This is a genomic window from Pseudactinotalea sp. Z1748, assembly GCF_049725185.1.
GTDB lineage: Bacteria > Actinomycetota > Actinomycetes > Actinomycetales > Beutenbergiaceae > CALKWS01.
Genome location: NZ_JBMPQB010000002.1, coordinates 582,927 through 598,462 on the forward strand (window position 1 = coordinate 582,927; position 15,536 = coordinate 598,462).

Annotated in this window: 7 protein-coding genes; 2 read left to right on the plus strand and 5 right to left on the minus strand. The window is 62.0% G+C overall.

Translation table 11 applies throughout. The features are described 5' to 3' along the window. Positions 1-40 precede the first annotated feature (40 nt). On the minus strand, positions 41-2,242 hold the full coding sequence (locus tag ACO0LU_RS07080) for a glycosyltransferase (protein ID WP_424790692.1): 2,202 nt from the start codon (positions 2,240-2,242) through the stop codon (positions 41-43). An 867-nt stretch (positions 2,243-3,109) separates the two neighbouring features. Between ACO0LU_RS07080 and ACO0LU_RS07085 the strand changes: the two genes are divergently transcribed. Further along, positions 3,110-5,788 (plus strand): glycosyltransferase, encoded by a 2,679-nt coding sequence (locus tag ACO0LU_RS07085; RefSeq protein WP_424790693.1) that lies wholly within the window; start codon positions 3,110-3,112, stop codon positions 5,786-5,788. Positions 5,789-5,829: 41 nt separating this feature from the next. Here the strand turns inward: ACO0LU_RS07085 and ACO0LU_RS07090 are convergent, their stop codons facing one another. Both ACO0LU_RS07090 and ACO0LU_RS07095 read right to left on the minus strand, forming a co-directional pair. Further along, a complete protein-coding gene (locus tag ACO0LU_RS07090) occupies positions 5,830-6,876 on the minus strand; it encodes an ATP-grasp fold amidoligase family protein (protein WP_424790694.1) in 1,047 nt (348 codons plus the stop codon). 38 nt (positions 6,877-6,914) lie between these two features. Beyond that, positions 6,915-7,463: a hypothetical protein gene (locus ACO0LU_RS07095; RefSeq protein WP_424790695.1), complete on the minus strand. Its 549-nt coding sequence runs from the start codon at positions 7,461-7,463 to the stop codon at positions 6,915-6,917. Positions 7,464-9,175: 1,712 nt separating this feature from the next. Between ACO0LU_RS07095 and ACO0LU_RS07100 the strand changes: the two genes are divergently transcribed. Continuing rightward, positions 9,176-10,828: a glycosyltransferase family 2 protein gene (locus ACO0LU_RS07100; protein WP_424790696.1), complete on the plus strand. Its 1,653-nt coding sequence runs from the start codon at positions 9,176-9,178 to the stop codon at positions 10,826-10,828. Here ACO0LU_RS07100 and ACO0LU_RS07105 read toward each other — a convergent pair. Together ACO0LU_RS07105 and ACO0LU_RS07110 are read right to left on the minus strand one after the other, a co-directional pair. After that, the gene (locus ACO0LU_RS07105; RefSeq protein WP_424790697.1) at positions 10,825-12,309 is read right to left on the minus strand and encodes a glycosyltransferase family 2 protein; all 1,485 of its coding nucleotides are present in this window, start codon (positions 12,307-12,309) and stop codon (positions 10,825-10,827) included. The two genes, ACO0LU_RS07100 and ACO0LU_RS07105, sit on opposite strands and share 4 nt — an antisense overlap. Beyond that, positions 12,306-15,452: a glycosyltransferase gene (locus ACO0LU_RS07110; protein ID WP_424790698.1), complete on the minus strand. Its 3,147-nt coding sequence runs from the start codon at positions 15,450-15,452 to the stop codon at positions 12,306-12,308. Before ACO0LU_RS07110 ends, ACO0LU_RS07105 begins: the two co-directional genes overlap by 4 nt. Between the last annotated feature and the right edge of the window lie 84 nt (positions 15,453-15,536).

Genomic DNA, 15,536 nt, shown 5'->3' on the forward strand with positions numbered 1-15,536 from the left:
CGGGCCCTTCGAACCGCCCAATGCAGAGGGGTATCGCGTCTCATCGGCCCCTCTCCTCACTTGTTGCCGCACCCAGGATGATGTCGGCGGCCGCCGCTGCACCGTTGCCCGGGTCGGCGGCCTGGGCAGCGCCGACCATGTCCGCACCGCGTTCGATGAGGTCAGCGAGCAGGGGTTGGGCTGTCTCGACGGTGAGGCGTTCGAGCGTATGCGCCCACCCCCGGTCTGCGGCATACCGGGCGCGTGCCCCTTGATCGTCCAGCGCGGTGGATTCGTTCGGCACCAGCAGGCTCGGCACCCCCATCCGCATCAACTCTTGGAAGGAGTTATACCCAGCGGCACTGATGACGACATCAAATGCTGCGTAGCGGCGCGCCAGGGGATAGTCGCGGATCAGCCGCACATGCTCGTTGCTCGCCGCAGCCTCGGCGATCTCGGGCTGGGTGAGGCAGACGTCGATCCCGAGGTTCAGCAGCGCCGTGGTGGCGGCACCGATGTCATCGCTGGTGTCGTTGATGTTGCCGGCGCCGAGCGAGATCAGCGCCATCGGTGCCTCTACGGGCAGCCCCAAGGCGCGGCGGGCGGTGGTGCGGTCATCCAGCTCGGACCGGTCCAGGAGGGTGACGGGGTCCAAGCGCGTGGCCTGCGCGGCGTTCGTGGCGCCGCGATCGTAAGCGGAACTGAAGTCCCCGGGCTCGATCACCTCATCGAACCAGCGTGCCTTCTTCACCTGCTCGGTGTTCGCGCCCTCGCGCCACATGCCACGCCGCGACCATATCCATCGCACGTTCGGGAAGGCCTCGCGAACGGTGGGGATGGCGTTGTAGGGCCATGTGCCGTCGAAGACGACGACCTCCGGTCGGATCCGCCGCAGGCTGTCGGAGACACGCTCGGCGAACATCTCGTGCCAGAGGCTGGGTGCCATCGCGAGAGCCCCGGTGGACGGCAGGTACTCGTAGGGGAAGCCGTAGGTGCCGACGACGGGGGCCGCCTGCGACATGGAGAGGAAGTGGGCCTGGGCCCGGTCCTCGAGCCGGCGGGCGTAAGCCAGGAGCCGCGTGAGGTGTCCCATGCCGGAGCCATTACTCGACATCAGCAGTACTCGTGGTTTGGACGAGTCACTGACCTGGAGGGTAGGGCCCGCGGGCGAGGGGGATCGCTTCTCGATCGGGCTGGGTTGGGCGCTCGGCTCGGTGCTGGGGGGCCCGATGAGGGCCGCGAGCCGGGCCCGATGGGCTTCGTGACCGAAGGTGGCCCGGACGTGCTCGCGTGCTTGGCGGACATGTTCCTCGTAGCGATCACGATCAGCGCGTAGACCGTCGACCAGCGCACGTACTCCCGGGGGCTCGGAGTACAGGGCCGCGGGGCCGAACAGGTCCTGGAAGTGCGGGGGGACGATCGCGGGCAGCCCACTGGCGATCGCCTCCAGGATGGTGCGCCCGAAGGCCTCCACCCAGCGGGAGTCGTGGTAGTAGACGAAGAAGTCAAGGTTTGCCAGGAAGTCCTGCGGTGGGACCGCGCCGAAGGGTAGGACGGTCCATGTTTTGGGAGTCGAACCCAGAAGCCGTTCGACGGCGTCGGCACCACCGAGTACCCGTACGTCCCAGACGCCGTCCACGGGATACACCTGCCGAAGGGTGCGGGCGTCCTCAGGCCACTTCTGCGGGGAGGGCCTGCTGTGACGCCCGATGACCGGTTTGGTGCCGTTCCAGCCGGGTCGGTCCACGGCCCACGTATCAACATCGATAATGTTGACCCAGTCGGCGTCTGTTAGTCGCTCCGGTGGTACGAACGACGCTATCTCGGCGCGGACAAGGGGCCCGATGGGTGCCCAGATGGGATCGAGGCCCAGATGTGCCCGTACCTGAGCATCGACCTTTGCCGGGTCATAGTGCCGCGCCCCGTCGATATCGAGCGGTCCGGCGTTCGCCACGACCACCACCGTCTCCACCTCAATCGGTGGTAGTTGGTCCAGTGCGGTCTGAGCCACGGCAGGGTGGCGCAATACCAGCACCCTGGCGCGGACGGGAATGCGCCGAATCAGAAGTTCGGCTGCCCCGCGTTCAACCTGGCGTCGGATCATCGGGTTCACCGGGTGCAACTTCTTGATCAGGGGTCCGTTCTGATGTGCGAGCGCGGTGGTGTAACCACCTGCACGCTGGGCCACGATCTCTTCGGCGATGCTGTGTGAGGTCCCTCCGGGGAACCGGAGGTCGGAGGCGATCACGACATCGAAGTCCACCGAGACACCTGACTCGTCCGGCGGACCCGGGCGTTGCGATCGGTTACTCACAGTCTCTGTCCCCTATCGGTGGTCTGGAGCGATCGTAACGAACTGCAGCAGGTAGGAGACGACCCGAGGTAAGCAGTAGCAGCAGATGCCACGGGCGCAAGCGTTAGACTGCGAATGATTCTTGGCGGCGACCAGCATGAGGGCGAACGGGAGCGGATCTGGGTATGCGATCGCGGAAGTTTCTCACCGGGGTAGCCGTTCTCGGTCTAATCGCGGCTGCTGCCGTGCTCGCGGTTGTTGCGGGGAGCGAGCGCATCGCCGGCATTGTGGCCATCGCAATGGTGCTGGTTGTTGCGGTGCTCGCACTTGGAGCTGTCACTTCGCTACGCCGAATTGAGCGTCAACTTCAGAAACTGGACAGGGCCCTTCGTTCTGCAACGGAGTCAATGCGCGAACAAGAAATGCGCGAACAAGAGCGGACGCCCCCGATCGCTCCGACCCATCCACTGCCCCGTGAGGCTGATCTCCTCGGGACTGTTCGACTTCTCCAGGCGCAGTATGTGGGTCGGCTAGACCGCTTGGAGGCGAACGTCGAGGCAGCAGTGGACAGGCTCGCTGCGAGTAATGATCGCCAGGAATAATCGCGGCGAAATGCGACGGCACCGTGAGTCAGGCATTCGTCCCCTGACAACCGGGAATGTCGTTGCCGACCATGCTGCGTTGGTCGGACCGCCGGATCGGTGGGCCAAGACCCTGCTGCGTACTCGGTCGATTGCGGGTCGCGCCATCTTGGCCCACCTTGCTACAGGGGGCAATCTCGACCCAGAACAACTTGAAGCCTTACCTGAGCGGCGCGGTCCCGCAAAGAACCGCGCGGTGCTCAATCCGCGGGTAGCGGGCCTGTACGCGAGAGTGCTCGCCCACCAGACTCCGCAGAAGGAGAAATCGGCAATCGAACTGCTTGCCTTCCTGCGCGGGCTCAAGCACGGGCCTCGGCTGGCGGACCGAGACGTGACGCTGTATGCGCAGTTGTTGGCCAAGCACCGGCGCTGGCATGAGTTGGAGCGCCAACTCTCTCGTGGGGGGCTCCAGAGTCGAATACCCAAGGATATTCTGGCTTCGCTCCGTTCAGACTTGGCGAATCCGTTCTTGTATTCTCCCAAAGTTGAGTCGGCGCCAGGATTCCTTGAACTATTCAACGAGGCAGTCGACTTCTCATCACGACGGCGAGTCATATCCCTCCGGGACTCCCACGGGATGCCTTTCGACCGCCTGCACGGACTCGTGCCGACCCGCGAGCACGGACCGCTCGTCAGTGTGGTCACGAGTTGTTTCAACCCGGACCAGGGCCTCCTTGTTGCTGCACGTTCACTCCAAGAGCAGACGTGGGAGAACTGGGAAATGTTGGTCGTAGACGATGGCTCAACGGAGCCGGAGTCTCGAGCCCTACTGATCGAGGTAGAGCGTCTCGACAACCGAATCCGTGTGATCCGGAAGGCGGTGAACGGCGGGACGTATCGAGCGCGGAACACGGCCATGCGGCTTCTGCGTGGGGACTTCGTCACCTTCTTGGATTCCGACGACTGGGCGCATCCTGACCGATTGACCGCGGGAGTATTGCCGATGCTTCAGCACCGGGCGATTCCAGCCACGCTTGGTCCCGGGCTGAGGGTTTCAGAAGAGTTGGAGTTGAACCGGCCTGGATATAGTCCTCATTTTCCGGCGGCTTCATCCCTCATGTTCCGCTTTCCAGAAGTTCCAGCGCGAATAGGCTTTTTCGATTCAGCAAGGAAGGGGGCTGACACGGAGTACCTATCGCGGATAGCCTCCGCATTCGGTCAGCCAGTGCATGAACTCAGTGGGCGCGCCCTGACACTTCTACGACGAACCGAAGACTCCTTGTCCGCAACAGACTTCTCATTCGGATGGCGACACCCCGCCCGGTGGGCCTACAAGCAGTCCTACGGGATGAGTCACCAGAGCATTTCCGTGGGCGGCGACGCATACCGAGCGCCCGAGAACCCATCGCCTCACTTCGGGGTCCACCGCTGGGCGAAGGCGGGAGACCCGGAGTACTCGCACAGGCGCCGGTTCGATGTGGTTTTCTTGGGTGACTGGCGTCGCCATGGCGGCCCCCAGGTCTCGATGATGGAAGAGATCAGCGCCCTTCTCGCCCAAGGTTTCCGGATTGGCGTTGCGCACGTGGAGGCGATGCGATTTCGTAGCGATGAGGACGAGCCCTTATCCGAACCTTTACGGGAGTTGCTACGTGATGGCGATGCAGAACTGGTCTTCCTCGACGAGGACGTGGATGTCGACCTGCTGATAGTTCGCTACCCACCGATCCTTCAGTTCCCCTCCGATATCACGAACGCCTTGCAGCCCGGGCGCGTTCTCATCATGGCTAATCAGGCACCTGCAGAATCGGACGGAACGGATCAGAGGTACGTGCCCGCCGATGTCCATAGGCATACGCGAAATCTGTTTGGCGTAGCGCCACTGTGGGTCCCGCAGGGTCCCACGATCCGAGCACTTCTCGCCGAACTCCTCCCGCGGGAGGTGATCGCCTCCTGGGACAATCCCGGCATCCTTGACCCGGAGCAGTGGTACGTAGAGCGCGACCCACTTCCTGCAGCAGGGCTCGTCGTAGGGCGGTACTCCCGTGATACCGGTATCAAGTTCCCTTCGAGCGCCGAGGACCTCCTCAAAGGCTATGGGTTCGAGACGGCCGTTGACGTCCGACTCATGGGGGCCACGAGGACGGTCAGAACTCTGCTTGAGCAGCACGGCGGCGTCGTACCTCCCAACTGGTCGATTCTCCCCGAGGGGTCTGTCCCTGTGAAGGAGTTCCTCCAGTCGCTGGACGTCGTCATCTACTTGGACGATCCAGGTGCCTATGAAGCGTTTGGCAGGGTCTTGCTCGAGTCGGCTGCCAGTGGCGCACTTGTCATTGCCTCTCCGAAGCACGAACCTACGTTCGGAGACGCCCTTCTCTACGCGAATCCCTCCGAGACTGTCGACCTGATTAGGCAACTAAGGGCGGATCCCGCCAGGGTCGCAAGGCAGCGCCACCTAACCCGGCGCCGTGTGCATGAACGATGGAGTCGCGCGACGTTCACCCGCCGAGTACTCGATGAACTTGCCGTGGTGCGCGGTTCGCGTCTGGAGATCTCCAATGCGGCGGAAGTGACAAGAGGACATGTGACGTTCAGTCGGCGCGATACTCGGCTCCCTATGAACGTGCACTCCGAGACTGCGGAGGTGGGCATTCTCTCTGCCCTGGTCCGAAGAGAGGCGGACGCCGAAATGGCCGACGCCGTTGCGGTGGTGCACTGCCCAACGGCAGCGGCGGGGGCAGAAGGCCTGCTTAACGAGATTCGTGCTTCATTCCCTGGCGGAGCCACCTTCACCGGGACCAGAGAGGACACGAAACTGCCGAGGTATGTGTGGGCTGTCGTCTCGCATATCGATGGCGAATGGCGCACGCGAACCGCTCCTGGATGGGAGTCCGAGACGTCGGGCGATTCCATTCACCTCGCGGTCACCGGAACCTGAAAACCCACTCCCTCATGAGATCAAGTTGGTCGCCGGTTGTGTTACCAGTTCGGCCGCTGAGGCGGTGTGGTGGTGCGGCGGACGGAGGTGGTCAGGTCACGGTCATGTTCACCGTATAGGGTGCGATAGGGACGGCCATGGGTCAGATCCACTTGGAGGCGCGCCTCGGCCTGATCGTACATCTCGCCGAGTCGCCGTCCCCATTCAGGTGTGAACGTCTGGGAGTTGCCCGGTAGTGGCGTCAACTCGCCAAGTATCACCCCGTCGGTCCCAGCCGCGTAGAGGTCCACGCGGATGAACGGTAGCGGCACTGCGAGGGACAACGCCCTGGCGGTTTCGACCATGAGCGGAAGTTGATCGGGGACCGGCACACTGGCGTCCGATGGTCGGAAGCGCTGGACCACCTCGAGGTGCTCGCCTGCTGGGGTGACCATCCGCGCGAGACCCTGGGTCACGTCGGCGTGCGCCGGCATTCGACGAACCATCACGTAGGCGATCTCCCCATAGAAGGCATAGATCTTGATGTCGTCAGGTAGGCGTTCCTGCGCCCCTGGCAGAAGAGTCTCCGCAAAGTACGGTGGGCGCACTCCCCGCGCCTCCGTGAAGTGAGACATGACCTCCTCGGCGCTGTAGGTACGCGTACCATCCACGAGCCGGAAGCCCTCGCTCGTCCTCTCGAGCGGTAGCACGCCACGTCCAGTGGAGCCGCCGTTGCTCTTGAGGACGAACTCATCGGGCAGCGAATCCAATCGCAGTTCACGCAAGCCAGGCCAGATCTCAAGGACTCGAGGCGTGGCGACTCCATGGCTACGAGCAACCTCGTAGTTGTGAAGTTTGCGAAAGAGATTGCGTCGAGGGTGATCGTCGGATCCGTTGAGTGCGTTGACTGCCCGCTGGACACGTTGTTGCTCCATGATTCGCGCATGCCAAGAGGGAACGGTGGCCTTGGGTCTTGATGCCGCCTTGTCACCTGCAGCGCGTGCCTCTTCACGGGCGGTGTCCAGGCGCTCTTGTCGCTCCCGAAGTTTGCTTTCGAGCTCTGCGATGCGAGCATCACGCCACGCAAGCGGCCCCAGTCGTCGCAGCATCGCGCGAAGCATAGCGTTATCGGAACCTTCCGTGGGATTTAAGTCGCACCAACCCTACTACTACTTTTGGACACTGGTGGCGGCCAGCGCTTCGGGTTAATTGGGAGTCTAAGCAACTCCTCACTAACTGAACGAATTAATTGGTACTGGAGAGAGCCGATATCTCGCTCACTTTGTGGTATCCCGAGCATAGCCATGAAGATCGTTCGGGCATTGAATGGGATAAATGGCTCTGCATAGAAGTCGCGTTCAACCATTGCGGGGCCGTGCCATGTGCTCATGCGGTGCTCCCAGTAGAATTGATCGAACGGATCGATAATTCCCGGACTGTAAGCAGTGTCGTCAATGAAGTCTTGGAAGGCAGGTTCGGCAACATTGAAGTAGTTCTCGCTTCCGTTGGTGTCTATCTGCCGCCGGACGCGCCAACTCATAGCCGTGTAGTGCAATTGAGCCATCGTCTTGGATGAGATGGGCGCAGCGAGCCCGGCGGTTCGACGAGGAAAATAGAAACTTCGGCCAATCTCTAGCAGGTTCGCGGTTACGGCAGCGGTTTCTGGATCCCGGATCCACGCGTGTAAATCAACCACGGCCTTTGGGTGATGTGCACTATAGTGTGCCACCTGAAGCCGTTCGGCCAGGTCCCCGGAATGTGTCGAGGTAGGGACGATGGTGTGCTTTACGCCGATCGCTTTCGCCAGATCGGTTGCAAATCGACGATCAATTGCGGTGCTACCACCTTGGTCGTAGGTGTATGTTTCAAACTCAATACCTGCATGAAGGGCGGCGGCTAGTAATGTTCTCGAATCTAGCCCGGCAGTGAGTGCTAGCCTTATTGGCCTGCGCTCGGCGAGGCTCCGGAGAGCATGTGCGGATCTAGAAAGAATCTCGGACGCAGCGTCCTCAACCGACCGTAGCCCAGGCGTCTGCGCGGGCCAGAATCGACATACCTTGCCAGTTGTCGCATCGAGGATTGTGTTTGCAGTGAGCAGCCGCGTGCGTGGATATGGTGTGTGATTACCAGGATAGCCATATTGGAAGACAAGACTACTCCGCCCAATCGGGCCACCTTGCGCTCGTTCAACGAGGTATGCGTGGGATGCTACGGCGCCGCCACCGGCCGCGTAGAATACCGACCGCATAGCCGTCGCATCCGCTACGACCCGCGTGGAGCCCGCACGGGTATAGAAGATGGCGTGTCGACCGACAAATTGGTCAAGCGCTTTGAGAAACGTGGACTCATCCCGCTGGAGCGCTTGAAGGAGGATTGAGGAAGATCGCTGCGGACCCTGGGGCTGACTGGGGATGCAAGTGCCGATGATTACGACCGAGTGGCCCGCCTCGTCGTTCGCGCAGTCGACGGTAGCCAAGGTGTCTATAAAGAGACTATTCATAGCGACGCTGGGCGAAAAGTGTGGTGGCGGTGAGACGTCCAGTCCGAAAGGGGCGAAGAGAAAGCCCCGCGGGAATGGGTGGCTACCGTCAGTCATACTATAAATGTAGTCGAACGAAGCCCATGTTGGACGCGAGTCGAGGCCAGGTCGGCCTTGAGTCGTCCTGCTTCTCAGGCATTGCGCCCGCTCAAGAGCCCGTACTTGCAGGAGAGCGGCGGCCCGAGGGAGGTGAGTGTAGTCTGAGGCGGTCGTCGGAGGAGGGGAAGTTGGATTGTCAAAGTTGTTGAGACCGGCAGCATTGGTCGCTGTGGTGCTGGCTGTCGTTGCTACGCCAATCACCTACGCGATCGGCTGGTACGAGTTGACAGTGCTCCTTCTTGCAACCCCAGCGGCTGTGGCATCCGCTGTCGCTCTCGATGTCCATCGCCGTGTAAGCAGGGACGGCCAACGATCACGACGTTGGCAGAAGGAGATTGACCGCCAAGTCGCGATTCTGCAGCGACCCCCGGCTAGGGCCGACGGATTAACACATGAGGATCTCTTAGGTGCGATTCGGGTCATCCAGGCCCAGCACGAGGGCAGGCTTGAGCGAGCCCAAGGCAGCCTGGATGAGGCCGTCCGGACGTTGGAGGCGTGTCTTCCGCCGGCGGGAGGAAGCGGAGCCCCGAACGATCCGCGTGATGTGAAGCAGTCACAGTGACGGCTGTCGGCGTAGTATGCCTGATGCATTGAGGACCTACCTGGAAACGGCGCGGCACGACGTTCCTGCGCTGGCGCTATCGCTAACGCGTACTCGATCTCGGGCAGGGCGTGAGATCCTTGCTCGGCTCGTCTTGCCCGGCCATAGCGCGGCCGAATTGGAGACACTCGCTCTTCAGTACCTTCGGACGCAGGGCGGCGGTGCCGAAATGGGAGAGTTCGGTAGAGGTCTAGAGCGTCTCAGCGCCTTGCAGTATGCGTACGTCATTGCGTCGCAGAGTCTGACCGCAACCGATCGCGATGCCGCGAGGGGTTTGCTCGCTGCGGTCCTGGATGCCCACGGGGAGTCAGGTTTCGATCGTCTTGACGCTGAACTATTGCTTCACCTCGCGCTCAAGGAGCGTGACTTCGAGACGGTAGATCGCGTGCTCGACACAATGCCGCTCCGGCGTGGCGTACGCCAATTGGGCCAAACCGATGCCGTCAACCCGTGGATACGCCCTGGATGCGATGAGGCCACGTGGCTCGCCGCTCTCAACGAGAACCTCTACGGGGGCGTTTTATTGCCTGTGGCACTTCGATCCGATGGTGAGACACCATTCGATCGCCTCACTGCCGGCGCGTTTCGTCCGGTGACCCATGAGCGTCGGATCACGGTGGTCATGAGTTGCTACAACCCGGATCGACATCTGCTTACTGCGGTTAGGTCGGTTGTGGAACAGACATGGCAGAACTTCGAACTTCTGATTGTTGACGACGCCTCGACGGCGCCTGAACCTGGAGTACTTGAGGCAACCGAACGTATGGACGGCCGAGTGCGGGTTATCCGGAAATCGGTCAACGGTGGGACGTATCGGGCCCGGAACATGGCCCTGCGCCAGGCCACTGGTGACTTCTTCACGTGTGTCGACTCCGATGACTGGATCCATCCGCAGCGACTTGAACTATCCGTGGCTCCTCTCCTCAGTGACCCAGCACTTATCGCCACCCGGGGCTCGGGTGTGCGGGCAACGCCGGAGGTGGAGTTCAGCCGTATCGGACGCGGTGGCCGGATGGTCGCATCCTCCTCGCTGATGGTGCGCACCTTTCCCGGGCTGATTCGGCTCGGCTTCTTCGACTCGGTACGAAAGGCCGCTGATAACGAGTACGCCATGCGCCTCGAGGCGGCATTCGGTGGATCCATCGTTACGTTGCCGAGGCATGCATTGACTGTCCTTCTCTCGCACGACGCATCCCTGTCCGCGTCAGATTTCGCGCCGGGTTGGCGTCACGGGGCCCGATCTGAATACACCGAGTCTCAAGAGCGTTTTCATCGGGAGATTCGAGAAGGTCAACGATCCGCTTTCCTCGACCCGAATGCGCCGAGGCCGTTTCCGGCGCCCCGGCGTTGGGAGCGCCATCCCGAAGATGGGGAGCCACCGGGGGCTCTCGATCTGTGCGTGATCGCTGATTGGCGTAGCGAGTGTGCCGACGAGGCAATAGTGGACTACCTGAGTCAGGTCGCGTCGAGAGGTGGCCGCGTCGGCGTGGTGCACACCGAGTCGCTGCATGTCCTGCGGGCGGTAGCGGACCCCATCACGCCTGTCCTGCGCGAACTCATTGCCACCGGCTCGATCGAACGCATCTACCTTGATGATGTGCGGGAAATTCGTCGACTCGTCATCGGTGATCCACGTCCGTTCCAGTTCCCGGACGAGGTCGCGGTGCGCCTGAACCCAGGTCGTCTCCAAGTACGCTCAATGGCCGTAGCGGAAGCCTTGGGACAATATGACGCGGAGACGGTAGGCAAGCACCTTCGTGGCATGTTCGGCGTCTCGCCGACGTGGCACGGTGATCTATTGGCTCCCGCGTTTGCCGATTAAGAGGGCCGAACGTTGAACACGCGGCGGACGCCCCTGGTGATCCGTCGCCGGATGTGACGGGCTTTGCGACGTGCTCGCGCGGGTACACTCAACTTCTTCTTCTTTGCGGGTTCGGGGGAGGGGGGTGCTGGACCGAGAACGATCAGCCCTTGAGGGTTCACGTGGTGTTCGGTACGCGTTACTCCCAAATCGGCCGCATTCACCTCTGCCGGTTCGAGAGGGATATTCCGTGCTTGAGGAAAGGCCGAACGTTCTATCGATCTGGTGGTTCGCATTGTGAAGGACACGCCCGGGGCAATCTGAGCGTATAGCGGAGTTCCCTGGCGCAGCCGCTCGAGCGCACTGGCGATCGTATTGGGCCCGACCTGGACGCCCGGACTGATCGCCAGTGTGACGGGTGCTGGGAAGCCGGAGACTGACACTTCCGCTTCGAGCGTGACTCGCTGATCGTTCGCGTAGTAGTCCCGCAACCAACTGGGAACCTCCCCAACTATTGCCACGTTCAAGTCTGTGAATGTTGAACTCAGCAACGTATCCACAGTGAGGAGGACGTCTTCGCTAGCCGAGCCCTCGGTCGACACAATTGCTTGCACCGTTGGAATACGCCACTGCCGTCCGGAGTTGTTGGGCCGGAACATTGGGAGAGGGAGGTAATTGGCTGCGAGCCCCAGCCGCTCGCGCTTGATCGTCTGTCCACTACTGGCGAATGACCGCGCGCCTTGGTGGTAGGCGATCGCTTCACGGTCGGGGATGATGAGCCCCCCGGAGGTGAACGCACGGTAGCCGAACTCGGTGTCCACAATTCCGCGGAGGCCGAACGGCTGGAATCCGCCGCAGCGCATGTACAGTTGCTTGCTGATCGAGACGTCCGCGCCAACTACCGCGATGAACGTCTCGTCGGCATCGTTGGTGAGCGCCTTGTTTCTCTTGATGACGTGTTCGACCCAGCCGTGTTTCTGCCGCGAGCGGCCCTCAAGCAGGGTCTCGAGGGCGTCGTCAGCAACAGCGTGGCTGACGTCGTCGGCTGAAACCCCCTGGAAGTCCACGAACCATTTCCGGCCGATCACGACGGCATGGGGAGTGAGGTGGTGCCAACGGGCGTGGGCTTCCACGTGCCATCGGTCGGGCACCATATCGGCATCGAGGAAGAGCAGTACGTCGGCTTCGGTCGAGCGAGCACCCCGATCTCGTGCCCGGCCGGAGCCATGTGCCTGCATGTCGCCCACTCGAATGATGCGGGTCTGGCGTGGGGCGATCGGTGGAAGATCCAGCTCAGGGGTGGAGGCATCATCTACAACAATGACCTCGAACAGATCTTCTGGGTAGGACTGCTGACGCAGGGCAGCGAGAGTGAGGTTGAGTTCCTGCTGACAATCGCGGGCAGGGAGGACAACGCAGACACTCAGTTCAGGGACCCATGCGCTCAACGCAGGTATGGGCAGGTCGCGCCATTGTTGGCCTACAACAGGGTAGTCAATCACCGCTTACGCGCCTCCATCACGTTGGCTACCTGATCGGAGATCTCTCGGGCGCGTGCATCGAAAGTGTGCTCTGTTCGCACGAGTTCACCGAGATCACGCCGAGCCTGCTCGCGGGCGGCGCCATCGGAAAGGACACTGCGGATGAGTCCGGGCACCTCCTGCGGGTCAGAGTATGTGGGTATAGCGTCACCAAACACGTCGGAGATCTCCGGCAGGTAGTCGCTTATCATGCGTGCCTCACAAGCCGCCAGATCGAAGAGCCGGTTCGACAACAGTCCGTCCCGACGCATGTCCTCCCAGTGGTCGTTCAGCACGACGCCGGCGGCACGGTAGACCCCAGGCAGTTCGTCGTTCGGAATGTTCTCACCTTTCCAGGCGTCAGCAGGGAGCAGGCCTTGCCAGCGGTAGCCGTAAACGGCCGGAACGATGCCACCTTCAATAGCAGCACTGATAACGGGCCGAGGTCCGCGGGCGTTGGCGACTGCAAGAACTTCATGGACCCGTTTTCGGTCGGGGGCACCGGGGTTGAAGCGCCGGTGGTCGGTGCATTGCATCAGTGGAAGTGCGGGCTGAGGAAGCCGCGGGCTCACGCGTTCGCACCAGCGCTTCGAGGCTCCGAAGATGAAGTCGAAATCTCGCAGTTCGGCGATCGAGACCTCGTCTGGGTGGCTGATCACCCAGAGGAGGTTCACGTGGGCTGGGTTGATTCGGTATGGACCACGGCCCCGAAGTGACAGCACGACATCATCGAGATAGGACGTTTCCCGGTACCAGGCGTCGCGGCAATCGATCGTCACCTGGTGCCCGAGGCGTTCGAGGGAATCACGGAGGGCTTGCGCGAAGTGCCAGTCGCCCCAACGCGCCCTCCGAGGTACGTCAGGCGCCCCGATCTTGATAGCCCAACGTAACGGCCGACCGGGCCGGTCGTGGACCAGTACGCTCCTAAGCCGCCCGTCGTTGTCGCGGTTGAACCCGGCGACGGAGTGCCCCGCCAGATCTGCCTCTGGTGCGACTTGCCATCGGTCTGCAGTGCGACGCTCATTGTCTGCCGCAGATACCCACCTCGACGCGCGCGTGGTGGGGAGTTCATCGCTCTCGAGGGCCACGACACTCGTACCGACGGAAGCACTTGGCCGATTGGTCGACCTCGCGAGCCGAGTGGAGAGGTCTGGCCCAAGAGGGTCTTGAACGAAGAGTGGGTCAAATCCTTCGGTTTCGAGGAACTCATCCGCTCGAACAGCAACGACCAAGGGAGTAACTCCCGGTACCGGACGAACCTGGCGGAGTTCGGGTGCGTCGCCAGCGAGTCCCGCGAACAGTGCGGATGCAGCGCCGTTGGGTGCGCGCATTACGCCGGCCGACCACACCGTGCCCTCCCGTGTCAGCACCAGCGGTTGCACAGCGCTGAATTCGTTCAGCGCGTCCACCAGCGGGCCGTCCCAGTCGGGCGCAACCCATGTTGACTCGGGCAAGAAGATGAGAGTGGCGCCCTGAGCCTGGACCGCACCGACGTTGCGCGCCAACTCCATCGGAAGTTCTTGACTGAGCCGGGTAATCCGCACCCGCGAGTTCTGCCAGAAGGTGAACCCCAGTTGCGTGGCCTCTGCCGCACTTAGTTTGCTATCAACCACGACCACCTCGACCTCTGTCCTCGCGCTCCTTAGCGCTCGGTGGATTGTCCTGGTTGTGGCCTTAAGATCCTCGTTGGCGACGAGGACCACCGATACGAGAGCCGGGTCGCGGGCTTCGGTGCGGGCCGCCTCCCAGTCCACGAGGAGTCGCTGCCTGATCAAGTACCTGTAACTGGCGACTTCATCAGTCGTGATTCGCTCCGTGCCGGTTTCCCAGAGGTCGTAACGGGTCGCAACGAAGGGGGCGAAGGCGAGATCTGTGGCTTCCGAAAGGCGGATGAGATAGTCCCAATCCACATTGCGACGCAATGACTCATCGAAACCGCAGACCGTGTCCAGAAGCCCGCGCTCATGGAGAATGACGATGCAGTCGATGTAGTTGCGTTCACGCAGCGCCTCACGCGAGTAGGGCATGCCTCGATACCGAGTCCGCTTCCTTCCCTCGCGGTGCTCCAAGGCGGACATCGCGTATGCGGCGCGATGCCGACCATGGAGGACGAAGCGCACCATCAACTCAAGGAAGTCTGACTCCCAAGTGTTATCGGAGTCGAGAAAGGCGACATATGTCCCGTTCGACGCTCCCAGCCCAGTGTTGCGTGCCGCGGAGATGCCCCGATTCGTCTCATGTGTGATGAGCCGGATCCTGGAATCAGTAAGGTGAGGTGCGATGACCTCGTGGGTGGCATCGCGGCTACCGTCGTCAACGATGATCAGTTCCCACCGGGTGTATGTCTGGCGTAGTACGGATAGGACGGCGTCTGGTAGCACGGCCGCCCGGTCCTTGGTCGGCAGAATCACGCTGACGAGAGGCTCCTCCGAGAGGGAGTACTTCCGAAGTTCGGCCTTGAAGGATGCTTCGGCGCCTTCATCGAAGTCTTCTGTCTCTCGCGGCAGGTGTTCATAGCCGCGACTCGCGCGGATGCGACGGGCCGTGGCACGTCCAGCCTGAAGAAAGGATGATGCGGAAGTCAGGTTCGGAAGTCCCAGCACTGCGGGCAATGGAGCGACGTCACCGCTCAGAAAGTGCCCCAGCGCCCCACCTGGATGACGCTTGCTCTCTGGATGGGCCTTGGCATATAGATCTGCCCGAAACACCGGATGCGGTGAGATTCGAGCACCGACCCCCTCGCGGAGGTAGTGAACCAATGCTGGGCCTCGAAGTGGTTCGGGAGTCTGAGGTTGAGCCGTGTACCACTCGCTATCGAAACAAGGGTGGGGGGTATGGCCGGCTCGGTAACCCTCCGTCAGGTAGTGCTCGAGTGGGTCCGAGGCCCCAGGTACCTGCTCGAGGTACCAGGCTTCGTCGAACAGCCCGCTCCGGCGAACCAAGTCGGCCTGCTCAGCCACTGTTCCATAGTCGGTTTCGTCAGCCGCGGCTATCCGGCCACCCAACCGGCCACCCAACCGGCCGACCTGACGACGGAGTTCACGATTCTCGTTTCTGAGTCTCTTGATGAGAGCGTCTCGTCGGGCGATCAGCGGAATGCGCTTGACGAGTTGCTTGACACGCAACGCGGGCCTCCGAGTCGAGTGGATGGGCAGACGAGATAGCACTGTACCCGCGCTAGGGAGCCACTCGGCGCCTCCTGCCTTGCG

Excerpts from the sequence above, each read along its gene's own strand:
- ACO0LU_RS07090 (WP_424790694.1), bottom strand. The coding sequence starts at position 6,876 with ATGCTGCGACGACTGGGGCCGCTTGCGTGGCGTGATGCTCGCATCGCA.
- ACO0LU_RS07100 (WP_424790696.1), top strand. The coding sequence starts at position 9,176 with ATGGGAGAGTTCGGTAGAGGTCTAGAGCGTCTCAGCGCCTTGCAGTAT.